Annotated in this window: 25 protein-coding genes and 1 pseudogene; 18 read left to right on the top strand and 8 right to left on the bottom strand. The window is 42.8% G+C overall.

The window, feature by feature from the left end; translation table 11 throughout:
* Positions 1–50: 50 nt before the first annotated feature.
* The gene (locus tag H5300_RS10085) at positions 51–1,874 is read right to left on the bottom strand and encodes an ABC transporter ATP-binding protein/permease (RefSeq protein ID WP_108117439.1); all 1,824 of its coding nucleotides are present in this window, start codon (positions 1,872–1,874) and stop codon (positions 51–53) included.
* A 541-nt stretch (positions 1,875–2,415) separates the two neighbouring features.
* Here H5300_RS10085 and artP point away from each other — a divergent pair.
* The 18 genes from artP to H5300_RS10175 all read left to right on the top strand — a co-directional run bounded on the left by artP (position 2,416) and on the right by H5300_RS10175 (position 15,700).
* Positions 2,416–3,144 (top strand): arginine ABC transporter ATP-binding protein ArtP, encoded by a 729-nt coding sequence (gene artP / locus H5300_RS10090; RefSeq protein WP_004733840.1) that lies wholly within the window; start codon positions 2,416–2,418, stop codon positions 3,142–3,144.
* 120 nt (positions 3,145–3,264) lie between these two features.
* Positions 3,265–3,996 (top strand): lysine/arginine/ornithine ABC transporter substrate-binding protein, encoded by a 732-nt coding sequence (locus H5300_RS10095; RefSeq protein ID WP_004733839.1) that lies wholly within the window; start codon positions 3,265–3,267, stop codon positions 3,994–3,996.
* A 3-nt stretch (positions 3,997–3,999) separates the two neighbouring features.
* Complete coding sequence (artQ, locus tag H5300_RS10100) at positions 4,000–4,686, top strand: arginine ABC transporter permease ArtQ (protein ID WP_182795900.1); 687 nt, start codon at positions 4,000–4,002, stop codon at positions 4,684–4,686.
* Complete coding sequence (gene artM / locus H5300_RS10105) at positions 4,683–5,351, top strand: arginine ABC transporter permease ArtM (RefSeq protein WP_017087151.1); 669 nt, start codon at positions 4,683–4,685, stop codon at positions 5,349–5,351. Before artQ ends, artM begins: the two co-directional genes overlap by 4 nt.
* Positions 5,352–5,719: 368 nt before the next feature.
* Positions 5,720–7,444, top strand: coding sequence for an ATP-dependent endonuclease (locus H5300_RS10110; protein WP_182795901.1), 1,725 nt, complete (start codon positions 5,720–5,722; stop codon positions 7,442–7,444).
* Positions 7,437–9,071, top strand: a complete 1,635-nt coding sequence (locus tag H5300_RS10115; RefSeq protein ID WP_182795902.1) for a UvrD-helicase domain-containing protein — start codon at positions 7,437–7,439, stop codon at positions 9,069–9,071. The genes H5300_RS10110 and H5300_RS10115 overlap by 8 nt, the downstream gene beginning before the upstream one ends.
* Positions 9,072–9,210: 139 nt before the next feature.
* The gene (locus H5300_RS10120; RefSeq protein ID WP_182795903.1) at positions 9,211–9,639 is read left to right on the top strand and encodes a VOC family protein; all 429 of its coding nucleotides are present in this window, start codon (positions 9,211–9,213) and stop codon (positions 9,637–9,639) included.
* Between the two features lie 603 nt (positions 9,640–10,242).
* Complete coding sequence (locus H5300_RS10125) at positions 10,243–10,449, top strand: hypothetical protein (protein WP_182795904.1); 207 nt, start codon at positions 10,243–10,245, stop codon at positions 10,447–10,449.
* Positions 10,446–10,937 carry an ATP-binding protein gene (locus H5300_RS10130; protein WP_182795905.1) on the top strand — a complete coding sequence of 164 codons (492 nt, stop codon included), beginning with the start codon at positions 10,446–10,448 and terminating at the stop codon, positions 10,935–10,937. The genes H5300_RS10125 and H5300_RS10130 overlap by 4 nt, the downstream gene beginning before the upstream one ends.
* Before the next feature lie 197 nt (positions 10,938–11,134).
* The gene (locus tag H5300_RS10135; RefSeq protein WP_182795906.1) at positions 11,135–11,557 is read left to right on the top strand and encodes a hypothetical protein; all 423 of its coding nucleotides are present in this window, start codon (positions 11,135–11,137) and stop codon (positions 11,555–11,557) included.
* A 26-nt stretch (positions 11,558–11,583) separates the two neighbouring features.
* Positions 11,584–12,036 carry a hypothetical protein gene (locus H5300_RS10140; protein ID WP_182795907.1) on the top strand — a complete coding sequence of 151 codons (453 nt, stop codon included), beginning with the start codon at positions 11,584–11,586 and terminating at the stop codon, positions 12,034–12,036.
* Positions 12,037–12,139: 103 nt separating this feature from the next.
* Entirely contained in the window at positions 12,140–12,544 is a 405-nt protein-coding gene (locus H5300_RS10145) for a DUF1801 domain-containing protein (RefSeq protein WP_182795908.1), read from the top strand.
* Positions 12,545–12,738: 194 nt separating this feature from the next.
* Positions 12,739–13,020, top strand: a complete 282-nt coding sequence (locus tag H5300_RS10150) for a hypothetical protein (protein ID WP_182795909.1) — start codon at positions 12,739–12,741, stop codon at positions 13,018–13,020.
* Between the two features lie 78 nt (positions 13,021–13,098).
* Positions 13,099–13,614, top strand: coding sequence for a GNAT family N-acetyltransferase (locus H5300_RS10155; RefSeq protein ID WP_182795910.1), 516 nt, complete (start codon positions 13,099–13,101; stop codon positions 13,612–13,614).
* A gap of 192 nt (positions 13,615–13,806) precedes the next feature.
* Positions 13,807–14,265, top strand: a complete 459-nt coding sequence (locus H5300_RS10160; protein WP_182795911.1) for a GNAT family N-acetyltransferase — start codon at positions 13,807–13,809, stop codon at positions 14,263–14,265.
* 44 nt (positions 14,266–14,309) lie between these two features.
* A complete protein-coding gene (locus H5300_RS10165; RefSeq protein WP_017088441.1) occupies positions 14,310–14,759 on the top strand; it encodes a DUF3291 domain-containing protein in 450 nt (149 codons plus the stop codon).
* Positions 14,760–14,863: 104 nt separating this feature from the next.
* Positions 14,864–15,160, top strand: coding sequence for a hypothetical protein (locus tag H5300_RS10170; protein ID WP_182795912.1), 297 nt, complete (start codon positions 14,864–14,866; stop codon positions 15,158–15,160).
* Between the two features lie 87 nt (positions 15,161–15,247).
* Positions 15,248–15,700, top strand: a complete 453-nt coding sequence (locus H5300_RS10175; RefSeq protein WP_182795913.1) for a hypothetical protein — start codon at positions 15,248–15,250, stop codon at positions 15,698–15,700.
* A gap of 109 nt (positions 15,701–15,809) precedes the next feature.
* On the opposite strand, the gene H5300_RS10180 is transcribed toward H5300_RS10175, so the two are convergent.
* The 7 genes and pseudogenes from H5300_RS10180 to H5300_RS10210 all read right to left on the bottom strand — a co-directional run bounded on the left by H5300_RS10180 (position 15,810) and on the right by H5300_RS10210 (position 25,729).
* Positions 15,810–17,318 (bottom strand): efflux transporter outer membrane subunit, encoded by a 1,509-nt coding sequence (locus H5300_RS10180; protein WP_182795914.1) that lies wholly within the window; start codon positions 17,316–17,318, stop codon positions 15,810–15,812.
* 2 nt (positions 17,319–17,320) lie between these two features.
* A complete protein-coding gene (locus H5300_RS10185) occupies positions 17,321–20,437 on the bottom strand; it encodes an efflux RND transporter permease subunit (protein ID WP_182795917.1) in 3,117 nt (1,038 codons plus the stop codon).
* Between the two features lie 10 nt (positions 20,438–20,447).
* Positions 20,448–21,581, bottom strand: coding sequence for an efflux RND transporter periplasmic adaptor subunit (locus H5300_RS10190; protein ID WP_017091047.1), 1,134 nt, complete (start codon positions 21,579–21,581; stop codon positions 20,448–20,450).
* A 99-nt stretch (positions 21,582–21,680) separates the two neighbouring features.
* Complete coding sequence (locus H5300_RS10195) at positions 21,681–22,559, bottom strand: LysR family transcriptional regulator (RefSeq protein WP_182795915.1); 879 nt, start codon at positions 22,557–22,559, stop codon at positions 21,681–21,683.
* Between the two features lie 216 nt (positions 22,560–22,775).
* Positions 22,776–23,435: a sugar transferase gene (locus H5300_RS10200; protein WP_182795916.1), complete on the bottom strand. Its 660-nt coding sequence runs from the start codon at positions 23,433–23,435 to the stop codon at positions 22,776–22,778.
* A gap of 9 nt (positions 23,436–23,444) precedes the next feature.
* Entirely contained in the window at positions 23,445–24,632 is a 1,188-nt protein-coding gene (locus H5300_RS10205; protein ID WP_102573093.1) for a glycosyltransferase family 2 protein, read from the bottom strand.
* Positions 24,629–25,729: pseudogene (locus tag H5300_RS10210) on the bottom strand (glycosyltransferase). The gene H5300_RS10205 and the pseudogene H5300_RS10210 overlap by 4 nt, the downstream one beginning before the upstream one ends.
* Positions 25,730–26,140: the final 411 nt, after the last annotated feature.

Here is a 26,140-nt window from a genome sequence, read left to right on the forward strand (position 1 = left end):
ATTGATTAGCGTCTCACTAAACAAACGACTTACGCACATCCACTCAATGATTACGCACTAAGGTGTTTGAATTGCAGTTCAACTAAGCGTTGGTACAATTCGCAGCTATTGATGAGAGACTGGTGGTCGCCGATGTCTACTAGCTGGCCTTTATCGAGCACCGCAATCTGGTCGGCGTGTTTAATTGTTGATAAACGATGAGCGATAATGATCGTCGTTCTGCCACGCATTAACTCTTCTAACGCTTGTTGTACGTGATGCTCACTTTCGCTGTCTAGCGCACTGGTTGCTTCGTCCAACAATAGAATGTTTGGATCTTTTAAGATGGCACGAGCGATGGCAATGCGTTGTCTCTGGCCGCCAGAAAGCCTTACACCGCGTTCACCAAGAAAGCTGTGATAGCCTTCAGGTAGGTTTTGGATGAACTCATGTGCGTGTGCTTTCTTAGCCGCTTCGATAACTTGCTCGTCTGTTGCCTGCGGGTTGCCGTAGCGAATGTTATGGAACACATCGTTACTGAACAGAGCAGGTTGCTGTGGAACCAATGCCATCTGCTTTCTTAGCTCATTTGGATCAAACTGATTAAGTTCAACACCGCCTAACGTCACTTTACCCACTTGTGGGTCGTAGAAACGTTGCAGCAGTTCGAACAGGGTGGTTTTACCTGCGCCAGATGGGCCAACCAGTGCCAATACTTTACCTTCATGGGCAGTGAGCGTGAGTTTGCTTGTTGCGGGTTGATCCGGTCTTGATGGATAACAGAAGGTCACATCATCAAATGCGACTTCTGGTGTCACGTTATCTAGTGATGTTGGGTTCGCTACTGGCGCAACAATATGGCTTTCAACTTGTAGGATTTCGATTAATCGCTCGGTCGCACCTGCCGCGCGTTGCAGTTCCCCCATCACTTCAGAAATGGTACCTAATGACGAAGCAACCATAATGGCATAGAAGACAAACGCCGCTAAGTCACCCGCTGACATGGTGCCGTTGATGACATCACTGCCGCCAACCCACAGCATCCCTGATATTGCGCTGAACACGATAACAATCACACCAGAGATAAGAATCGCACGCTGTTTTACACGCTGGCGACCAATCTCATAAGCCTTTTCCACTTCAACCGCGAATGACGCTTTCTCTTGCGCTTCTCGGCTGTAGCTTTGCACCGTTTTAATGTGCTCAATCGCTTCACCTGCGTAAGAACCCACATCAGACATGGAGTCTTGGCTTTGGCGAGATAAAGCTCTTACACGGCGCCCGTACACAAGAATCGGAATCAAGATAAATGGCACCGAGGCCAATACAATCAACGTCAGCTTAATATTGGTCGCAAACAGCATGATGATTGCACCAATACACATCAACGCGCTGCGCATCGCCATGGAGAACGACGAACCTATGATGCTTTGAAGCAGAGTGGTATCCGTTGTAATGCGCGACATGATGTCGCCACTGCCATTGGTCTCGAAGTAACTCGGATGCAGCGTCACGACATGATTGAAAACCGATAGGCGAATGTCCGCACTCACGCGCTCCCCAACAGAAGAAACCAAATAGAAGCGGAAGAAAGTACCAATCGAGATCAATACGACCACGACCATGATGAATTGAATCGCGCTGCCTAAATCTGAGAGTGATTGTTGGCTAAAACCTTGGTCGATGAGAAGGCGAATACCATGACCGACTGAAAGGGTTAAGCTCGCCGTGAAGATCAACGCGATCAACGCAGCAATAACACGACCTTTATAAGGCTGAATGAATTTACTCAGCTCAAACAAAATACTGAGGCTTTTTTTCTCAGGTTTGGGTTCTGGCGCTTTTTGAGTAGAGCGCTGAGTTGAGTCGAGCGTAGAAGAGACATCGTTTTGCATATGACTGCCTTAATGTGTTGTCGCTTTAAAAATAGATGGCTTGTTGCTTATGACTTATTGCCTGTACTGCGTGTTGTTCGCTGGGAAGTACTTGTTGTTGAGAATAGAACCCATTAAAGCATTTATTGCTCCGTGACGCTCCCTAGGAAACTCAATTTCCAATATTTGATCATCACCAAGTGCATAGTTCGAAACGACATTAAAGGAAAACTAAGCATTCTGATCCAGTCAGTTCGATAGGAAAGTAGGGGGTTTAACCCTAATTTTTATGCAAGTAAATTAGCGTTAATAGGGGAGTGCGTTCATAAACTAGTAATCGAGTTGTGATTTATAAATTGATAGAAAAACGTTTGCTTTTTATCTCGATACTAACCTTATCAATGGCTTGCAATTTTTGGTTGTAAGACCAGTTATAGCGACTGTTTTTTGTGCAATATTTGTTACAAAAATTCAACAAAGTAGCTTTTTATACATTTTTCTTGCATAAAACCTCGGATTGAATAGAATAACCAACAAATGACAATTAATGCAGTATTGTGGCATGAGTATTCAAGTAAAGAGCATCAACAAATCATACGGTGATACCCAAGTTCTTCATGACATCAGTTTCGACTGTGAGAGTGGCGAAACCTTGGTATTGCTTGGCCCAAGCGGCGCTGGCAAGAGTTCACTACTGCGTGTTTTGAACCTGCTAGAAATCGCGGACAACGGCGAATTAGATATTGCTAACGAGCAATTCGACTTTGCTGGTCAGATCCAAGAGAAGCAAGGGCTTAAACTTCGTCGTAAAGTCGGCATGGTGTTCCAGCAATACAACTTATGGCCACACATGACGGTGATGGAAAACTTGATTGAAGCACCAACCAAAGTTGCGGGTTTGGATAAGCAAGAGGCGATCAAGCAAGCTCAAGAAGTACTAAAGACACTTCAACTTGCCGACAAAGCTGACGCTTGGCCACTTCAACTGTCTGGCGGTCAACAACAGCGTGTTGCGATTGCACGTGCGCTGATGATGAAACCGGATGTGTTGTTGTTTGATGAGCCAACAGCGGCGCTTGATCCTGAGATCACCAACCAAGTCGTGAGCATTATTAAAGAATTGAGCGGAACGGGCATTACCCAAGTGGTCGTGACGCACGAAGTCGACTTCGCGAAGAAGATTGCTAGCCACGTTCTGTACCTAGAGAAAGGGTACATCGTTGAACACGGCACCAGTGATTCATTCGTTAATCCGCAGACACCTGAGTTTGCCGAGTATTTGACTCATTAAGTAAGTCACGTATTTAAAGAAAGTTGACTCACTAGATTTAGCTAAACACAACATCAATTAAAACAATCAAATTATAAGAATGGCCACAGGCCGCTATTACACAGTATTCGGAGTAACAAAATGAAAAAGATTCTACTAGCTTCACTTATCGGCCTTGCTTCTTTTAACGCAGCTGCTCAAGAAGAAATCAAATTCGCAATGGAAGCAACGTACGCACCATTCGAATACATGGATGAGAACAACCAAATTCAAGGTTTTGACGTAGACTTAGCAAACGCACTTTGTGAAGAGCTGAAAGCAACATGTACTTTCCACAACCAAGCATTCGATAGCTTGATTCCTGCGCTTAAATTCAAACGTTACGATGCAGCTATCTCAGCAATGGACATCACTGAAGCACGTCTTAAACAGGTGAACTTCTCTAACGCATATTACGACAACTCTGCAGCATTCATCTCTTTCGAAGGCAAAGTAGCAGACCAAGCAGCACTAGAAGGTAAGCGTGTTGGTGTTCAAAACGGTTCTACTCACCAGAGCTTCCTGCTTGAGCAAATGACTGGCGTAACAGCGGTACCTTACTCAAGCTACCAAGATGCATTCATCGACATGAAAAACGGTCGTATCGATTCTGTATTCGGTGACACAGCTGTTGTAGCAGAATGGTTCAAGAAAGAAGACAACCTAACGTACGTTGGCGACCAAGTAACAAACCAAGAGTACTTCGGTAACGGCTTTGGTATCGCAGTAAACAAGAGCAACCAAGAACTTGTAGACCAGCTTAACGTTGCACTTGCAGCAGTGAAAGCGAACGGCGAATACGACAAGATCTTCAACAAGTATTTCGGTAAGTAATTTATGGAATTAACGGGTTACTCTTTAGGGCTCGTCGAAGCAAGCTGGATGACTGTTCAGCTTGCATTCGTAAGTCTATTGGTTGGATTGGTTCTAGCAGTTTTGTTTGCAAGTGGTGAGATGTCTCGTCGTATTGCAATCAAATGGCCAACGACTGCATTTGTGACGATTGTTCGTGGTTTACCAGAAATTCTGGTCGTGCTGTTTATCTACTTTGGTTCGACACAAGTTCTGTTCATGATCACTGGCGACTTCATAGAAGTGAGCCCGTTCTTATCTGGTGTTGTTGCACTGTCACTTATCTTTGCTTCTTACGCTTCACAAACCATCCGTGGTGCTTTGAAAGCAGTAAGCAAAGGGCAGAGAGAAGCAGCAAGCGCGCTTGGTATCTCTCAATCACGTTCATTCTTTCGTATAGTTTTACCTCAAGCGGTAAGACACGCGCTACCAGGGTTAACCAACCAATGGTTAGTGTTACTAAAAGACACTGCATTAGTATCGCTGATTGGCGTAACGGATTTGTTGAAACAAGCACAACTAACATCAGCGGCAACGCACGAAGCATTTACTTGGTACGCGACAGCAGCAGCAATCTACTTGGTCATCACTTTAATCACACAAAGATTGGTAAAAGTGATTGATCGTAAGTTCTCTATTCAAGGTTTGGGTAACAAAGGGGCAATGGCATGAATCAACAATACCTCTCTCAAATGCTTGAGGGCTTAGCGACCAGCCTGCAACTCACAGGCGCTTCATTACTTGTTGGTTGCATCTTGTCATTGCTGATGACGGTAACGCTAATCCTAAGAATACCGGCGATTCACTGGTTAACACGTGGCATCATTACGTTGTTCACCGGCACACCATTGTTGGTTCAAATCTTCTTGGTGTATTACGGCCCGGGTCAGTTCGATTGGATTCGTGAAAGCTTCATGTGGACTTGGTTAAGCCAACCTTGGTTCTGTGCAATGTTAGCATTAGCATTGAACACCGCGGCATACAGCACGCTACTGTTCAGAGGCGCATTCAACGCGATTCCAGCAGGGCAGTGGGAAGCATGTCGTGCACTTGGCATGGACAAAGTAGCAACGCTTAAAGTGTTACTGCCATACGCTTTACGCCGCGCCGTTCCAGCTTACTCGAACGAAGTGATTCTAGTCTTCAAAGGCACGTCACTGGCAAGCACCATTACCATCATGGATTTGATGGGCTACGCTCAGCGTATTAACGGCCAAACCTACGACACACTCACTGTGTTCGGCATTGCTGGCGCATTCTACTTAGCAGTAAACGGCATACTAACGCTGATCTTCCGCCAAGTAGAGAAGAAGGCCCTCGCATTCGAAGCGGCGTAAGCTAGCCACTAACAAGTTTAATTAACGTATAAAGCCTGCCATTTATGTTCGCATAGATGGCAGGCTTTTTTGTGTTTGGGGTATGTGTAGGGGTGTTGTCTTTATGCACAGTCTTAGAGGGTGTTCGCTAGAATCATATTATGCGGAAATATTCTGTATCTTGCCATTCAATGAGTCTATCTATGTTTTAAGTCACTGAAATGCTGTGATTAATCGTGGTAAATTGCTGTGCATATGAAACTAGATAGAAAAACTCCGTATTTAAATGCAGAATTTTTCGGTCTAATAGCTGTTATGTGTTCAGTCTTGCCATCTAATAAATTCTGTCTAATCCTCAGATGACTTAAAAAATTAAGGTCGATTAATTAATGAAAATAGAACAAGTTAGTATTTTTAACTATCGAAACTACTCAAACGCTGTAATTAACTTTTCTTCTAGTACGTTAATAATCGGAGCGAACGATGTAGGTAAAACAAATCTAGTTTTTGGTTTAAGGTTACTGTTAGACAAATCTTTGTCTGAACGTGATATTGAGCCCTCAGAGACAGATTTTCATATCTCACCTGATGGAGAGCAAGCTGATGAATTTTCGATCACAGTGCAGTTTTGCGATATCAATGAAGATGCGGTTCTTTCAATATTAAAGGGTCATATTAGTGATGATTGCCGAACTATTTTTAGACTTGTGGCACAACGTTCTAATTTAGATTATAAGCTATTCGTTGGCTCTACTATTGACGACCTTGAGGAAGTAAGCAGTAGGTTTTACTTGCGTTACATTAATTTACGGTATGTAAATGCACAGCGTAATCTCCAGAAATTCATTGAAACCGAAAAAAAACATTTATTAAGAATTTCTCAAGCCGAATTGACTGACGAAAATAGCGATGCAGATAAATTACAATTAACAAAGATAGGAAAAAGCTTAAATGTTGTAAATGAAAGAGTAAGGAAATTAAACTATGTTAAAGACTCAACAGCTCTAGTAAATGAAGAGTTGCAGAAAATCGCACATACTTTTTCAGATTACGAAATTCACTTAGATTCTGGTGCAATTAAAGTTCAACAATTTATAGATAATTTGCAACTGAGTGCTTCAACAAATGGCTCAAAAATGTTGTTGGGAGGAGATGGTAGAAATAACCAAATACTATTAGCACTTTGGAAGGCAAAAAGTCAGAGAGAATTTAATCCTGATCATGAAGTTGTGTTTTATTGTATAGAAGAACCTGAAGCCCACTTACACCCACACCAACAAAGAAAATTAGCAAATTACTTAATTAATGAATTATCTGGCCAAACAATAATTACTACGCATTCTCCGCAAATAACAGCGCAATATAGTCCTGATTCAATAGCGCACATTATCAATAGAAATTCGAGAAGTTACGCGGCTAGCGAAGGGTGTTCAAGTTGTATAAGTGAAGCATGGGATAACCTAGGTTACCGCATGAGTATACTCCCAGCTGAGGCATTTTTTTCAAGAGTTGTATTGCTAGTTGAAGGACCATCAGAGAAGTTATTTTATACTGAGTTAGCAAAAGCATTAGATATAGATCTAGATTTTTTTAATATATCAATACTTACTGTAGATGGCGTTCAGTTTGAAGTTTATGTCAATGTATTAAATGCAATGGAAATACCTTGGGTATTAAGAACAGATAATGATGTATCAAAAATAACAGTGCAAAATGTAGAAAAAAGAAATCTAGCAGGTATTAATCGGTGCCTTTCATTGGCTGATGAAACAAAGTTGCCACATGCTCCAATGGTTACGACTTCACAGTCATTAGTTGACGATGGGACTTGGCAAAGAATTTCAAATATTATAAATACAAATAACATGTATTTATCGAAGATAGATTTAGAACAAGATCTTGCTCTAGAGCTACCAGAACAGATTTTAGAGTTTTCTGGTAAAAATACCCTTCCGGAAGCTGTAAAATATCTGGCTGCTAAAAAAGCAATCAGGATGAGGGAATTCTTAACTGCACATAAAGACCAATTACAAAATATTAGGCAAGGTGAATTAGCTAAACCATTATTAGACTGTTTAAGTCATGTCATTATTCCAGAGGTGCAGGATGAGTGATTCATTTAATCTTACTGATGATCAACTAGCTGCGATTAATTCAGAACAAAATATGGTTATTACTGCTTGCCCTGGTAGTGGTAAAACTACAGTTATTGTTGAAAAAATACGTAAAGAAATACCTTTATTGAACAATTTTCAAGGTGTAATAGGTATTACATTTACTGTAAAAGCTAGTAAGGAATTGAAAAAGAAATGCGAGAAAAATGCTTTTGATATTAAATCTAGTTTCTTTGGAACTATTGATCATTTCTGTTTAAGTGAAATTATCTTTCCATTTGCTAATCGTATATTTGGCCGTACTGCCTATGATATTGAATGTAAAACATATGATGATATTGAGGAGTGTTACAAAGAGTCGATACCAGATCTAAGTAATGCTGATACTGTATTCAGTACTTCTGAGTATCAGTTATACCATAGTGAATTTGAAAGACATTACCAAAATGGATTTGTATTATTGGAAGCAATAGGAGTTATAGCCAATCATATTATAAACAATTCACTTGCTTGTAAGCGTTATATCACTTCAAGGTATGCTTCACTATATGTCGATGAATACCAAGACTCCTCTGAACCACAACACCAACTTTTCCTTGCTTTATTACATGCAGGGCTTAGAGCTACGGCTGTGGGTGATGTTCAACAATCTATATATGCTTGGAGAGGAAGTAGTCCTGATTATATTAATGACTTAGTTCAACAGCGTGATGTATTTGAACATCATATTGTTGATATAAATCATCGGTGTCACCCTTCTATTACAAACTATGCTAATAGGCTATTTTCAAGTGAATGTGAGCTATTAGATAGTGATGAAATACGAGTTTATCGTAGAGTTTTTGATGGAACTCAATCAGAATTAGCAACGCAATTGAATACTTTTATACCAAGGGTGGTAGAGGTGCTAAATATTTCTAACTTGGCAGAAGTTGCAGTTTTAGTTAGGAATAATAGGAGCTTAGGTTATTTGACTAATAACCTTTCAATACCATTTAGAGTATATAGTGATGATGCATTAAGTTTAATGAATTCAAAAAACACTAATCTGTATATAGACCTTTTAAAGTATCATTTTGATTCTAGTTTTCTACTCGCTGACATTTCTGAGCTTACAAAAAATGAGGATGTGCTTGGAAGAAGTAACTTAGCTTTAGTGAGAGCTAATATTAAAGGTTTACGAGGAAAAAATGTTGGTGAACTCAGCTCTGCAATTCAAAATATTAGTCTTTCTCTCACAGGAACAGTTGGTTCTGAAAGAGAACTCTTAACATTAGAAGAAGTGCTTTCTAACGAAGAGGCAATTAAGCAATATACGCCTAGCAATACTAATGAAGTGCAAGTAATGACTCTCCACAAGTCTAAAGGTCTTGAATTTGAGGTTGTGATTCATTTAGATCTTTACGATTGGGTTTTTCCATTTCGAGAATATACAGGTGATTTTAGCGAGTACTCATACCCAAGCTGGGAGCAGGATTTGAACTTACACTATGTTGGAATAACTAGAGCTAAATCAGCTTGTATTTTGGCTCATAGTACAAGGCGTTTAAACTCAAACGGCGAGAATAGAAGCGGGCAACCATCAGCGTTTCTTAATTTAAACGGGCTTAATGGCTTGTACGCTTAAACAACACATAACAAGAAAATAAACAAGGACACGTAACAGTTGGCTACGCTTCGCTACACAATTTTAGCCAACTATTACTTAGCCTGTTATTTGGGCGTTATACCACAAGCAGTATTACAGCATATAGCAAGGATAGATTATGGAAGAATACTGGAACCCGATGGTTCCCGAATTATCAGTTAGTAATTTTGAAGCGTCGTTATCATTTTACGTCGATGTGCTTGGCTTCTCTGTGCGTATTAAGCGAGAAAACCCTGACTTTGTATACCTTGAACAAGAACAGGTTCAGATCATGCTCGAACAAATCACGGATTCAGGGTGGAATACTGGTGAGTTAGTTACTCCATTAGGACGTGGAGTAAACTTTCAAATAGAGCTTTCAGATTTAGAGCCGCTAGTTGAAAGACTGAAGAAAGCTAACGTACGTTTTTTCCGTGATTTAAAAGAAACATGGTATGACATTGGTGAAAAGCTATCAGGTGAACGAGAGTTTCTAATACAAGATCTAGATGGTTATTTACTAAGGTTTACCCAGCACCTTGGAGAGAAAGCGAAGCCGTCAGAGTAGTGTTATAACAAACTGTTCAAGATGGGTTTTCAATACGTGGCATTTATACTATGCCTTTGTATTAGTTATCTAAGAGGTATAGATCTGCTTCGGCATTGAGTCACTTCCACCTGAACAGGGCGCACCACTCATCGTGTTGAAATTCATATTGCATCCCCATTTCAGGGTAAATCGAGACCTATTTCCTTGCCCGAGAAATGAGCAAAAGTAGTATGTGCTTTAGAACTCTACTTTTAGTCAATTTTTCAGGTAATACGTGAATATACTTCTGATCATACCTACAGTTTTTTTAGCTAAATTTATTGGTTTGCAAATGGGATTCACCTATAACCTGTTTTCAGATCCGTTCAGTCTTAAGCTTGCTCTGATTGACCTTGGTTTATTTGTCTTTGTCGGTGCAGTTCTTAGTTTTATTTACGACAAGGTCAAACATGCACTCAAGAACGTCAGGAAAAATTAGCCTGACATAGCACTGAAAACGGATGCTCAACGGCGTTATTTTCGGCTTACTTCAATTTCAGTGTTTATGTCGCAATGATTTAAGATCTGGTCGTAGCGTCACTCACACCTATACATAGTGTTGCTTTCTACGAGGGAATGAACATGAGACAAGGAATTTTCAAGAATCTGAAGTTGGCATTAGGTGTTGGTTTTGGTGTTGCCATTCATCAGTACTTTTTTATGACGGATGGTGTGTTTGATTTCTATCGGCCAATGGTGGCGTTTGCTTTTACGTTTGTAGTGAGCAGTATTGGTACACTTCTAAAAGAAAGAATCATGCGTAACAAGCAGACTAAAGGGACATCATGACTAAAATCTATTTCGTATGTGGCTTTATCGGTTCGGGTAAGACGACTTACTCGAAAGCGCTTGAAGAAAAGCATGGCGCCTTTCGTTTCTCGATTGATGAGTGGATGATTCCTTTGTATGGCGAACATATGGAGCGTGAAGTTTTTGATAGCCGGCTGGCTGCGCTTCAAGGTTTATTCAAGGACTCTGCAATGCAGCTCTTTTCTTTGGGTGTTCCGGTGATTTTTGACTTTGGTTTTTGGCGTGAGTCTGATCGGGATTCTTTTACAAGCTGGGCATCAAACCTAGGCGTGGACAGCGAAGTTCACTACCTTGATGTCCCGTTTGAGACTTGCAAGCAGAGAGCATTTAGCCGCAACTCGGAACTTAATGGTCAGTCTTATGAAATGACACCTGAAATGTTAGATCTGTTTTGGTCTTGGTTTGAGGTTCCCACTTCAAATGAAAATGTTATTTGGGTTCAACAGCAAGCTCAAAAAGGTATGTAGTCAGGCGCGAAGGTGAGTGGTATTTTTATTATCTAGCTTGTGTTCTAAGTCTTCCGTTACATTGGGTTTATGAAAGTCTGAGTTGTCCATCGAATAGTCGTGTAACAAGGGCATTTCTCATGCCGTATTTTTGGTAATTAGTTCTTCCTGTCGATTATCGAATTTGTCCTAAACCCACTATAAGGCAGGGAACCCCAATGAATAGAACGCTATGGTTCGCACTCATTTCGCTTTTGTTTTCAATGACAATGGTATTTTGTACATACAGTTATGGCATAGAGAGCCACGTTGAAGTAATCACACTCACTTTAGTACTGTCTGGCCCTCTGATTTTTACCTTTGCGCTTGTTGTCATTTTTTGTGGCGCACCAGTCATTAGCAAGTACAAGTTACTTGGAACCGTCGCAATTTGTGTGCATGGATTTACAGCCTCACTACATGTGCTGTGGAACGGTTTTATGTTTATCGATGTGATTAATAAACAAGGCTTAGGTCCGGGACAAGGTTATTCTGGTTTGATACTTTGGATTGGCAGTATCAAGGCGATGCTACTTGGTTTGGTTGTGGGAGTATGCCTGCATTACTTGCTACGATTATTTAGAAAGGCTGCAGTAAGATAGCTGTTGGCTAGTTAGTGGGTTGTTCGTTGTCTATAGGAGTTGTCGCTGTGTTTTATAGTAAGGAATTCAACAAGGGATTGCTGCTCATCCTTGTTGCGATAAGTGCTTTCATTGTCGTTACCTCTGATAATAACCCCGGGACATTAGTCGCTCATGCCATCAATGGCTTAATTGCTTTGCTCTTTTTCTCCATGACCATTGAGGTCAAAGACAATGTACTAAGCTGGTATTTCGGCTTTGGTGTTTGGCGTAAGAATGTAGAAGTGTCAGACATTACCGATGCATCGTTCTATCAAAGCAAGTGGTATCAAGGTATTGGCATCCGAATGCTGAGCGATGGCTGGTTGTATAATGCATCGATAGGTTCAGCATTGAAGTTAAGCCTAACCAATGGAAAGCATGTTTACATTGGTTGTAAGGATACAGACGGTTTAAAGCTAGCTTTGAAAACCGCTAACGAACAGATAACCGAAAAATGATTTATTAGGCTTGGCATTTTTTGTTTTGAGTTGGGCTAATGTTTAAGGTTCTATGCTTTAAGTGAGTACACTTTAATATCGCAACAAGTGAATCGGAGGTTGAATGGACAAAGCAATCAAAACACATTTCGACGAGTATCCCGATGATGTTCGAGCTAGGCTTGACGAGTTGCGTTCGTTAATCTTTGAGCTTTGCTCTGATTTGGATTTAGGTGAAGTCGAAGAGTCTCTGAAATGGGGCGAACCGAGTTACAGCGTTAAGACGGGTAGCCCAATTCGAATCGACTGGAAATTAAAATCACCAAACAAGTATTACTTGTTCTTTAACTGTCAAACAAAGCTAGTCGACACATTCAGAGAATTGCACGATGGCACATTGGCATTTCAAGGTAATCGGGCAATCGTCTTGAACCTAACTGAACCACTTCCCAAGGCACCAATTAAGCAGTGCTTAGAGTTAGCCTTAACTTATCAACAACGAAAACATCTACCGCTTCTTGGCGCGTAACTCTTACGCGCTGTCATTATATTTTTTAAACTGGTTATCTGTGTTCTAGCTATCACTCTTTAAAGCGCTAAGACTGTACCATCTTGATTAGTATCAAGAGGCTAGGGAATCTCTATAACCAACGCTGATTGTATTGCTTACCGTTTAAAAAGGTGTTCTAGTCACCTTGTATTTCAGACTTAAAAGGAAGTTGTATGAATTTAGATAAAGCCAAGAAACGTATCGCAAAGCAAGTTAAAAAAGGTGACCACGGATACCCAAAAATCACGTTAGCGTACTACGGTACGACCAAAGATCTCGCAACGGAAGTCGCGGTTCAATTTATGCTGGGTGAGGGCGATGGTGTCCAAGAAGAACGTTTTTCTTGTGAAACTGAAATCCGAGATAATGAGCTGATCCAAACAACGTTACTCAAGATAATCGAACGCGCTAATGTTAACTCTGTGATTGAAGTTGAAGGCGTGGCTGCTCTTTAGTTTGCTTTGGTTTGGAAACGAAGCCAACACGGGAACTCAGGTGTATAATCCACATTTTTATCGAAGTAGGCACAACACATGGCGATCTCGTTTGAAACTCAAAGACTAAAAGTAGAAGAAGTTGCAGGTGAACTTACTGTTCCTGAACGTTCGGCTCTACTTGAGCGAGTACCTGGAATTCTAACCCCGTCAGTAGTTGAAAACCTTCCACCATACTTTCACGGTATTGTGTCAGGTGAGCTGGCTGAAATTTGGCTCGACCGAATGTTGTCGGAGAGCCGCTTACTTCAAGTGAAATCCAACGATAATCAATTGATTGGTTTTCTGTTCGCTTATGTGGAAGTGCAAAGTGATGCTCATATTGGCTATTTGCTTGCAGAAGAGTTCTGGGGCAAGGGTTTAGCTAGTGAGTTACTGAAGAGTTTCATCACAGAAGTCGCTAAAACGGAGTCATGGTTAACACTGATTGGCGGCGTCGATCGTTCAAACATAGCCTCTGCAAACTTACTTAAGAAGCTAGGTTTTGTTGAGCAAGCCTCTGATGAAAGTCCCGTGGTTTTCTATCAATATAAGCTTTCTCGTCTTAACTCTTAATTCTTAACTCTGAGCTCTCAGTTCTTAATTTCTAATCCCTAACTCAAGTCATATCTGCGTTTTACATTCATCCCCAATGCTTAAAATACCAGTTTGATTCAACTTTAGTGTTTACAGCACAAACTTTTAGGTAAAGTAGTCGCGTTGCTCACTATTGAGTGAAGCGTTATTCGCGAGAACAAAAAAGGTTATATGGAAAATATTAGAAAAGCCCAAGCATCTGATTTGGCGTCAATCCAAGAGCTAGCGAGAGACACAATCAATGCGTGTTACCGTTCGTTTTTAGGCGACGAGGGCGTGGATTGGTTCATCAACAGTGGCGAGTCTGATAAAGAAGTTGAGAAACAACTCTCAAATTGTGTCGTGCTTGAATCAAATAATCAGATTCAAGGTTATTGTGCGTTTGAAAATGACTTCGTACATATCTTAATGGTTTCCCCGAGCATTCAACGTTCAGGCTTTGGCGCGACTCTTCTCAAGCATGTTGAGAATGAGATGAGCACATTGGGCCATGAACATTATCGTCTTGAAACATTCAAAGGTAATGAGCAAGCGATTCAGTTTTATCTGAAAAATGGTTGGTCGATTGATAGGGAAGAAACCGACGAAGAGTTTGGATTTGTTAGGGTTTACTTGAGTAAGAACGCCTAACAAAACGTCGCTTATTACTCATAATTTATCAAGGAAGAAACATTATGAAATTAGCTCAGTTAAATATCGCTCTGGCGAAATACCCGTTAGATGCGCCAGAAATCAAAGAGTTTGTCGATAACTTAGAGTTGGTTAATGGAATCGCAGAAAGCAGTGAAGGGTTTGTTTGGCGTCTGAAAGATGAATCTGGGGACGCCACCAACATCCAAGCTTTCGAGGATCCTAATATGATCGTGAACATGTCGGTGTGGGACTCTGTGGATTCGTTAAAGAACTTCATGTTCCGCACACATCACCGTGATTTCATGCGCCGAAAGGGGGATTGGTTTCATCGTTTACCTGAAGATACTTATGTTCTTTGGTGGATCGAAGAAGACCATATTCCCACACTCGAAGAAGCGATAGAGCGACTTGAACACCTCAGAGAAATCGGTGATACGCCGTATGCCTTCACTTTTAAAACCAATTTTACAGAGTCAGAAGCGCCCAAATAGCGTTCATAGATAACCAACGTTATGTTTTTTAGACGTTTTATGGCAATTCCCGTGAAGATGAGTCGATTATTGGTATGATGTTTCTATAGTCTTCGAGAGGTTTTATGATGTTGAAAATGAAAAGTAGTGTACTTACGGTGTGTTTATGCGGTTTCAGCATGAGTGCTAGCGCTTCAACACTGGAAGAGTGTGCCAAACTCCTTCCTGATGGTCACACGTATAAAGTAGAGATCATTTTAGACGTAGATAAGACTGAGAAGGATCCAACGGTCAAAGGCAGTTTTGGTGTGACGGGCGGAGCCGATGCGCCAGATACTTTCGATATCGGTGATTTTGTCGAGTGTGCTGGTCCTCTGATCAAAACCGTAGATACAGACAGCAACGAAGCGTCTAATTCCTAGTCACAGATTGTCGCGAAAATAGTTCACTTTCGTCATGGAAGACATGATCAGGGGTACTTAAACTAGGTTGAGGTGAATAGGGTAATTATGGGCGATTATTTAGATATTTGGTTTACGGTTACCTCCTTAGTTTTTATTGTAAGCTTACTTTTAGCACTTTTTGTTGGGGTCTGGCGTAAAAATATAAAAGCGTTGATTCTATTAAGTGGAGTCGCAGCAATAAGTATCGTTCTGTTTCTCTCTCAGAAGTATCAAATCCGAAAGATCCTAGCTGAAGAGCTGAGCGTGTCGAGTTTCGTTGTGGAGGCTCATGAGGAGTTTGAAGAATCTAAATTGTTAGATTCTTTGAGAAGTAGTAACTACGTAACGATGAATAGAACGAAACCTTTGTCAAAAAGTAAAGTACGTATTGTTATTAACTCTGGCGAGGTTGAGTTATTGATAGCTCAAGACTCTAAGAACGAAGAACTGTTTTGGATCTATTACCCTAAATACCGATTTAGTCGTTTAAACCCAATTGGAAAGGTACGTATCCGTTAAACATAAGTGCACAATTGCTACAGCGACTTTCAGTAACAAAAATACCGCCGTAATCAACGGCGGTATTTTTTATTGCGCTTATAACATCATTCAGCAGAGAACAAAGAGCCTAGTTAACGTGGGCTAATTCGACACTCAGTGTTTCATTGGCGACTTTCCAATCGCCACCTAACGCTTTATACACTGCAATCGTCGTGTTGGCGGTTTGAAGCTTGGCGGCTACTTGACGATCTTGCATCGCTTTTTGTTGTCTTTGTGCGTCTAACACCGACAAGTAATCGACTAGGCCTGCTTTATAGAGTGACTTTGCTTTGCTCACTGCATTATCGACGGCGAGGGTGGCTTCATCGATGCGCTTTTGGTTCTCTTGGCTACGGCCATAGGCAAACAAGCTTGAATCGACTTCTGCAAAGGCGCTGTCTACCGAGTGTTGGTAGTTAAGCGCTGCAGAACGGAACCTTGCTTCGTTCATTTCCACCATGGCTTCGCCTCGGCCACCATCGAATACATTCCAACTGATGCCTGCAGAGGCCGCCCAACCGAACGAGTCGCTACTGAATAGGTCATCAAAGCTTCCTGCCGTCACACCTGGCGTGCCCGTTAGGAAGAACTTTGGATAGCGATTGGCAATGCTTGCGCCGAGTTCTTCATTAATGGCAGCCATTTCACGCTCTGCTATTCGGATGTCTGGGCGTTGTTCTAACAAGTCAGAAGGTAAGCCTGTCGGAATCACATCGTTCATTCGCGGCAAGGTAAATTCACCCGCTAAACGTTGGTTCACGTTCGTAAGTGATTCACCTAACAACACTGCCATACGTTGTTTATGTACTTGCTCTGCGATTTCAAGTTGAGGAACAATGGATTCAGTTGCGGCAAGCATGGCTTTGGCTTGAGCAAGATCTAACTCAGAGCCGTAGCCGCTTCGAACCACTTTGGTGACCAATTCTAAAGTCTGCTTTTGGTCGGCAATGTTCTCTAGTGCGATCGCTTTTCGCTCTTGAGCGCCACGATATTGCAGGTAGTTGTGAATAACATCGGCGGTGATCAAGGTGTTCAAACCCGATTGAAAGATCTCAGCTTGTTCCACTCGAATTGTCGCCGCGTTGGATTGTTTATCGATACGCCCAAACAAGTCCATTTCCCACGCGATGCTTGCGCCTAAGAACCCGCCATCGTGTTGTGCTTCAAGCAACGACATACCTGTGGCCGATTCAACCGCATCAGAAGCGCCAAATACCGGGCCGAGTAGGGAGTCGTTCTCGCTCAATTGGTAGTTGTAATAACCGCCACCGACATTGATGGTCGGAACTTTGAATGACTCCACAACGCTCTTATATGAGTTCGCCATGTTGATTCGCTCGGCGGCCAGTTTAAGTGGGATGTTCTGGTTTTGAACATCGGCCACTAACTGATTGAGCGTCGGGTCATTGAACTGTGTCCACCAATGATTGTGATGTTCGTTTTGGCTCACTCCGTCTTGGTTCACGTCACCTTGGCTATATAAGAAGGTCTCAGCCATGGTCGTTTGTGGTTCATCGTAATCAGGGCCAACCGCACAACCTGTCAGCAAGAAGGCAAGAGTAATAGGAGCCACTTTAAACTTAGTTAATGGATACATGTTTATTGCTCCTTGTTGAATGAGGTTGTTCGGTTGTTTGTAGACTGAGGCGTTGCATCGAGCACAACTACTGCATCTTTAATGGCTTCGGCCACTGTCTTTTTTTCTTCAGTTCGATAGAAGAGCTTGTAAAGCGCAGGCATTACAAACAGAGACAACACGGTTGCCGCAGCCAAGCCACCGATAATGGTTGCCGCCATCTGGTCAAACAGCAGGTCACTAAGCAGCGGGATCATGCCAAGTGCTGTCGTGAGTGCGCCCATTGAGATCGCCATTGTACGGTTCACGGTTGCTTCTTTAATTGCGTCTGACAGTGAGCGACCGTCTTTACGTTCAAGCTCGATCTGGTCCATCAACACGATGCCGTTCTTGATGATCATACCTGTCAACGTTACCGCGCCAATCAGCGCCATGAAGCCGAACGGTTTATCCAACAGCAACAAGCTGAACGTTGCACCCGTCGCCGCAAGCGGTAGGGTGGTGAAGATGATCACTGGCTGTTTGAAGCCGTTAAACATCGCAACTAGGATGATCACCATCAACAACATCGCTTTAGGTAGCTGTTTAAGAATATCGCTGACCGCTTTATGCTCGTCGTAATATTCGCCACCCCATTCCAAGTGGTAACCGTGTGGAAGGTGAATGGATTCTATTTGTTCTTTAACTGAGTCTCTCACTGCTGCAGGTGTGGTGTAGCGACCAACGCCCGCTTGTGCTGTGATGGTTTTTACTCGGTCGCGACGCCAAATCATGGTCTCTTCGCTGGTAAGCTCAAACCCGTCAATGACTTGACCTAGTGGAACGCTGTGGATGCCCAATAAAGAACGTACTGGCAAAGTTTCTAGCGATTGAATAGAGCTTTCTGTACCACGCAGTTGAATCGTCACCAGTTCGTCGTTTAAGTTCATACGACCTAGCGGCATGCCTTCTGACGCGCGTTTCATCGCGAATGCAATATCTGCACGGTTAATGCCTGCAAGACGCATCTTGTCTTGGTTGATGACAGGTTCTAGCACTTTGCTCTTTTGACGCCAGTCGTCACGCACGTACTTGGTGTCTGGGTGTCGAGCAAAGATAGCTTTCGCTTGTTCAGATAAGCCGTGCAGTACCTCGATATCTGGGCCTGAAAAACGCGCTTCAACACTGAATTTATCCGAAGTCGCAAGCTTTAAGCTTCTAAAGCGAGGATCGGCGTTTGGAAACTCTTCCATTAACCATTTGTCGCCACGCGCAATCAGCGGGCTGAGTGAAGGGAAATCGGTCGCGTTAATCAAGATCTGACCGTAAGCAGAGTCAAACGGCTCTGGCTCAATGGTCACTGAGAAACGAGGAGCGCCAGCACCAACGTACGTTGAAATACTCTCGACTTCCGGCTGCTCTAACAACCATTGTTCGATACGCTTCATGTCTTCTGAGGTCTGTTCAACTTTGGCGCCATTTGGCAGCCAGTAATCTAAGAACAGAATGGGTCTGTCGGCTTGTGGAATAAAGTTAACGGCAATATTCGGGATAGCCAATGCAGTAACCAAGATCAGCGGAATAAGCCCCGTCAGTGCTTTGAGTGGGTTATCTACCGTCCAGTTTACGCTCTTACGGTATAAGCTCACTTTGGTATTGTCAGCTTGCTTAGTCGGCTTGATGAAGAACCAACACATCAAAGCTGTAAAGGTCATTGCGACAAACCATGACAACAACAATGAAGAGGCGATAATTAGGAATACTGAGCTTGCGAACTCAGCGGCATCGGTTTTTGAAAAGATAACAGGGCTCGCACCCATGATAGCAATGACTGTTGCACCAAAGAGTGGTGTGGCTGTCTCTTTAACAGAATCAATTGCGGCTTTGGTTCGGTCGATGCCTTTGTTGATTTTCACAATCATCATATCGGTGATGACAATGGCATTATCAACCAACATACCAAGCGCAAGAATGAAGGTACCTAGCGAAACTCGGTGCAAATCGATTGAAGTGATGTTCATGTAGATAAGTGTCAGCAAGATAGTCAGCAGTAAGCTTGAGCCGACAATGGTTGCGCTTTTTAGCCCCATGAATATAGACAGGACGATGAATACAATCGCGACACTCTCTAGCAAGTTGCTTACGAAGTTGTCGATCGATTTTTGAACTTCTTCCGGTTGGTTAGCAACTGTCGCGATATCAACACCTAACGGCAGGGTTGCTTGAAAATCGCTGACGATTTGATTGATTTCATCACCAAGTGATACCACGTTTACGCCGGTTACTGGGCTCATCGCTAATGTGACTGCAGGTACGCCGTTGTAGCGGTTCTCAGTCATCATTGGCTCTTGGTAGCCCATTGTGACGTCTGCAATATCGCCTAAGCGGATTAAGCTGGTTCCTAATTCACTCACGCCGCCTTTGATCATCAGGTTTTTGATGTCGTCTAATGAACCAAACTCACTCGACTGTTGAACTCGGATTCGCTCAGTTCCTGCTGAAAACTTACCGGCATCGAACGCCATGTTTTGCGTATTCAGCTGCGACCAAACTTGTGTGATAGATAGGCCGTATTGCGCTAACCTTTCATCTGGGATGTCGATATGAACAACGCGTGGCTGAACGCCGTGTAATTCGATCTTCTTAATACCATCGACGGTTTTAATTCGACGTTGCAACTCTTCTGCGTAACGTCTTAGCTCAGCAGGAGAAGCATTCTTACTGTGGATCGAGAAAAGCATGCCGTAGACTTCAGAGAACTCGTCTTGTACGACACTGATCTGTGCAGTCGAAGGCAGTAACAGCTTCATGTCAGAGACTTTGCGACGCAATAAGTCCCACTCTTGAGGAAGTGCTTTTGAATTAAGAGACTCTTTGAGATCGACAAACACCATCGACATGCCCGGACGAGACAATGAACGCAGTCGGTTCAATGATCCCATCTCTTGCAGTTTAGTTTCAACGGTATCCGTGACTTGTTGCTCCACTTCTTCCGCAGAAGCGCCGGGGTAGAGCGTTACTACGACGGCCGTTTTGATGGTGAAGCTTGGATCTTCGAGCTTGCCAAGATCAAAGTAAGAAAACAGGCCTGCGATAACACTCAATGCAGTGAAAAACAGGATGAAGGTGCGTTGTTTGATCGCAAAATCAGCTAGATTCATCATGATTTACCTACAGACTCTTAACTTGAATATCGGAGAAGTGTTGGCCTTCCATGACGTACTGAGCACCACTCACCACGACGAAATCGCCATCGTTGAGCGTTGATTCAACACATACGGTATTTTGGGACATCGAAACCACGTCCACAGTCACGCCATGAGCTTGCTCGTTCTTAACCGTGAACACTTGCTCGATGCCAGATTGATTCACCAACGCTGAATACGGTAAACAGAAATTGTTGCTAGCTTCGCCAAGTTGAGTTGTCAGAGTGACGGCTTTTCCCGGTAACACTGACTTGCCGGTTGTTTCTACATGGTAGGTAACCGCGTAGGTCTGTTTGATAAGGTGAGGTGACGTGGCAATTTCAGCGGCGTACCCAATCAGCTTTTCCTCTGAGCCATACCAATTAATAACAGCGGTTTGATTCGGTTGGAACTCATGAATCAAGTTCTCTGGGACTTGGATTTTAACTTCAAGCTGATCAGGGTTGTGGATGGTGAAAACCGAAATGCCCGGCAGAACTTGTTCAAACTGATCGAAGTTCGATGCCGCTACAACGCCGTCGAAGGGTGCAAGCAGTTGGGTATAACGAATCGAATCTTTCGCACGGCGTATGTTCTGTTCTACGACTTTAACCGCCGCTTCACTTCGTTCATAACCGCTGATTGCACGGTCTAGATTAACATCGGCAATCGCATTATCAGCGATGGCTTGTTTTACTCGTACAAGTTCGGATTTCGCTAATTTGTGTGCAGATTTCGCTTCTAGTGCTCGTGCTTGTAACTCTTCTAACGCGACTTGATAATCATGAGGGTCTAACTGCGCAAGTGGTTGGCCTTTCTTTACTGAATCACCAACCGAGACCATCATTTTTTGAATAGTGCCAGGCACACGAAACGCGACGCCAGCGGTTTCTGATGACTGCAATTTGCCTGTGAACGATTTTTCAACTTGATGAGAGAGAGGCTCAAGTTGGATAACTTGAATCGGGCGCGTTTGTTTTTGAGCTATCGTCGCCTCAGAGTCATTACAACCAAACAGAGCGGTTAGGCTTAGTGCAATGACTGTGTGTTTGAAGATAGGTGTCTGCTGAAAGATAGACGAACGCTGCAAAACAGATGAATGTTGAGATATAGGCTTCATGGATTACTCCTGTCAATTTATGGAGTAATTCTATCTTTCAGTCTTGTTTAGATAATCTAGTCTTCACGTGAAACACTGTCACAATATTCGTTACAATAACTAGAGTTTCGGGAGCTCTTGTAATAAAAAATCAATCAAAAGCTGTGCTGAATGGCTTAACGCTTTACGCTGAGGATAGAGCAACCATGCTTCTTCTTCTTGAAGGTTCTCGTCGGGGAACAGGTTAATCAAGGTGCCGTCTTTGAGTTGCTGTCGTACCAAGAGTTCTGGTAACAACGCGATGCCTCTATGTCGAATTACACCGCCTTTCACGAACCCAATGCTGTCGCTGACGACCAAAGGTTCAACTTTGATGGTGTGATCTTTGATGTCCCATTGTTTATCGATGTCGCCACTTGGCCATCTGAAGCAAACAAATGGGTAATTGGAGAGCTCTCTTAGGTTTGAGGGCTTGCCTTGTTTCTCTAGAAATTCAGGGCTTGCGACAAAAATACGCTGGAGAACCATCACTTTACGAGCAACCACGTTTGCATCGCTCAACGTACCACCATGCATAGCGAGGTCTAACCCTTGACGGTACATGTCGACAAAGCCGTTACTAATGTTGCGAATATCAAGCTCAACCTGAGGGTACATATCTTGGAATTTAAACAGAGTCGACTGCATGATGTCGCTGGTTTCAGGCAATAGACCAATCTTAATTTGCCCGTGTGCAACCTCTGAAAGGTTGGAAGCGACATGGTTCGCTTTGTCGAGCGCACTCAATGCATTGAGTAGTTCTTTGTAATAGAGCTCGCCAGATTTGGTTAAGGAGAGGCTTCGTGTGGTTCTAAAGAACAGTTGAATGCCGAGAGACTTCTCAAGGTCGTTAATTCTACGGCTAACGTTAGCTCGGGGAAGGTCAAGTGCATTGGCTGCGGCAGTAAAACTACCCAGTTCGACAACGGTGGTAAACAGCTTAAGATCTGCGATTTTCATAACAACGGCATTTAATCGTTTTTAGAACAGTATGTTGGCATCGTATACCAATTGGATTTTAAAATCGAAGCGTTCTTGGGTTTGGCTTGTTTTAAGACAGTAAAAAGCCAGCTGACAAATCATTATCAAAGCTGGCTTTGTGTTCGCATGGGACAGACTGCTCTATTTTTCACCTTGGACTAGACAGCTTGTTCTTTCGTCTCACACCATATCAGTTTAACGACCTCGACCGTCGACCATCACAATGATAGTTTTAGAAATGATGCTGAGATCAGCGACAATCCAAGACTTAACAGAACATAGGCTTAATGCGTAACTGTGGTCAAAGCCCACTTTACGACGTACATCATCAATACAGGTATCATAACCTTGATTTACTTGTGCAAGCCCCGTAATACCAGGCATTACGCCGTATGTACGGTCAGCAAAGTAAGGGATTTCGTTCTCTAGTTTGGTGTAAAAAGTAGGGCGTTCAGGGCGTGGACCAATTAGAGACATTTCACCTTTCAATACATTGAACAGCTGTGGGAGCTCATCAAGACGTGTCTTTCTCAAAAAGCGACCAACGGGTGTGATTCGTGGGTCATTCGCAGTAGCCCAAATTGCGCCAGAACGCGTTTCTGCATCTTCGTACATGCTACGGAACTTCATGATTTCAAAGATTGCCATTTTCTCCGGCGTAGATTTACCGACACGCAATTGGCGGTAGAAAATAGGGCCGCGAGAAGTCAGTGCAATTGCCATCGCAATCAATGGAAATACTGGCGCTAACAAAATCAAAGCAATTAGTGAGCTTACGAAATCGAACGTACGTTTAGCTCGTGAGATTTTGTATTGGTATAAGTTTTGAGTAGATAGCTGTTCAATGTTCATCATAATAAGTCCTTAATGATTCGCTCGTGTCCAAGGTGAGTTTTCTAGTCCGATTAGGTAACGAATGCCACCAATGAAGTTGGCATAGTGTCCAACTATCAAATAAGAGATTAATGAAATAGGTTTGTTTACTAGACGCTTTGGCAAGATGCAGCCAAGTACGCCAATGGTATAAACGGCAACTTGAGCCCATAACAGTGCTTCAAATACCAAGTAGTTGCTAAGTAAGATTGAGCACACTAAGCAAACAATCATTAAATATGGAGTGAGTAGGCGAAGCCCTTTTCCGGAGAAGAACGCAAACGCGATGCCTTTGAACTTGGGGCTGAACAAGCCAAACAATCGAATTGCTTGTTGCATGTTGCCCGCTGAAATACGAAGTCTTCTTTTGAAGTCTGTTTCTAGGTTCGATTCTTCTAGCTCCAGTGCCACCATTTGTGTTTCGTATTCTGCAATGTAACCTTGTTTAACAATTTGCATTGGTAAGATGAAATCATCATTAATAGTGTTTAGAGGCAGTAGTTCAAACAAATGGGTTCTAAACAAGTAGAACGCGCCATGAGAACCCAAGCTCGAACCTAATGAAGCCTCAGACTCTTTAACGGCGGTTTGATACTGCCAGTACGCGTTTTCACCTTCGTTGCCCGTTGGGCATAGTTGATACGTTGCGTTTACCACACCAACCTTGTCACTTTCAAAATGAGCGGCTGCAATAAGCAATGCATCCAATGAAATAAGGGCTGATACATCACTTAGTGCCGTGATATCGCTTTCTATATTGGTCACTTCTTCATTGATAACCGCAACTTTTCCTCGGTTGGTCTTGTGGTCATGTATCTCGAAATAGATATCGCTGCACATCGCTTCTTGAATCGTCATTTCGGCGATTTCTACCGTGTTATCAGTGCAGCCATCACAAGCAATAATCACTTGTAGCTTCTTTTTTGGGTAATCTAATGAAGCAAGGTTACGAACTTTATCGGCGATCCACTGCTCTTCGTTAAATGCTGGGACAAGAATGGTAATGGTGGGTAGTGTGCAATCTTGTTGTTCGTCTTTATAACAACGATGGCTCTCTTCAATCTGACGCGCCGGGTGACTTTTCGCATACCAACGCAGTAACAGTGGATAGGCAGCGTGATGGTAGACAATCAGCGCACCAGAGAATAAGCAAAGTCCTGCAAGCAACCAGTCGATCATGCGCAAACTCCTTTTGAGATATCGTTGTAAGAGGCAACCATTTTTACAATGTCGAAGTTGTCGAGTACGTAACGACGAGGTGACAAAAAGCGTTCATTTTGCTTTTCTAATAGCGCACTAGCTAACCCCACAATGCTGCCGTTTTTGACGAGGGCGCCGCTGACTGGACATAAGGTTTCATCGACAGCTCCTACATTCATCGCGACGGTAGGGATGTTGCACGCCTGAGCTTCTAGTGTAGAAAGTGGCAGCCCCTCATGACGAGAAGGTAGACAGAAGGTGTCTAACGCGCCGTAAAAGGTAGTCATGTCTTCAATTAGGCCAAGAAAGATCACACGGTCGCTCAAATTCAAGCGGTCAGTGAGTTGTTCCAGTTGCTTGCGTTTTGAACCATCACCAGCCAATGCGACAACGGTGTTAGTAGGAAGTAAGCTAAGCGCTTTAATCAGTTGGTCTTGACCTTTCACGTGTTCTAAACGTCCCGCACAACCTACGATGTGTTTATCGGTTGGTAGATCGAGTGTTGCTCTCGCGTCTGTTTTTGACATCGGTTTGAACTTCTCGCAATCCACACCGTTTTTAATCGTGATGATGTTGTTGTATGAAAAGGCAGAGCGCAGTTGGTTGTAAACACGGGTTGCATCGGCCACCAAAGTTGGCTGAGCGGCTTTAAGTGCTAATGCTTGTAAGCGACGACGTTTGTTATTTTTCAAATGCCAAGCATCATGCTCGGTATGAATTCGAGTAGGAACCCCTCATACACGGGCAGCGTAACCCGCGTAGAGCAGTGGGCCAATGTGATGGGTATGAACAACATCAGGGCGAATTCCTCTAAATGCTTTGATGAGTTTTATGATGATGTTGAATTGAACACCGGGCTCTTTATCTAAAAACACGATTTGGTTGTGGTAAGGCTTCAGCTTCGGCCAGTTTGCGATGGATTCTGCTTTCGTGCCTTCTAAACTGACGATCAACACTTGGTCTGTTGGTTTAGCAAGGCGCAGCAAATCTAACGTTAGGGTTTCTAATCCGCCTGGGGCAAGGTGTTGAACAACGTGTATGATCTTCTTGCCATGCTTTGTTATCTGGTTATTCATAATTTGGACCCTGCCTTTATAATTCTTGTTTCGCTTTTCTGACGTTTCTATTGAAGTAACTTCTTTAAAACGTTTGACTACACAAGGAGATTGCAGGAGTTATGCCAATTAAATAATTATTATATTTCAGTGGCTTATTGTGAATGGTTCCAAGGAGGTTTTCGTTTCTCAAAATGGGAATCAAAACAAGATACGAGTGAATGGCTATTTGAATCGTGGCGCTTTGGGAAGTCGAAAGTGGGATTAATAATTGGGGCTTTATAAAAGCAAAACGCCAACCGAGTGTTGGCGTTTAGTACTTGGAAACTAAAGAGCTAGGAAGCACGAAGCTAGGAAACTAGGAAACTAGGGAGCTAAGAAGCTAGGAAGCACGAAAATAGAAAGCTAAGAAGCTAAGAAGCTAAGAAGCTA

Origin of the sequence: Vibrio sp. SG41-7 (assembly GCF_014164465.1) — a bacterium.
Classification (GTDB): domain Bacteria; phylum Pseudomonadota; class Gammaproteobacteria; order Enterobacterales; family Vibrionaceae; genus Vibrio; species Vibrio splendidus.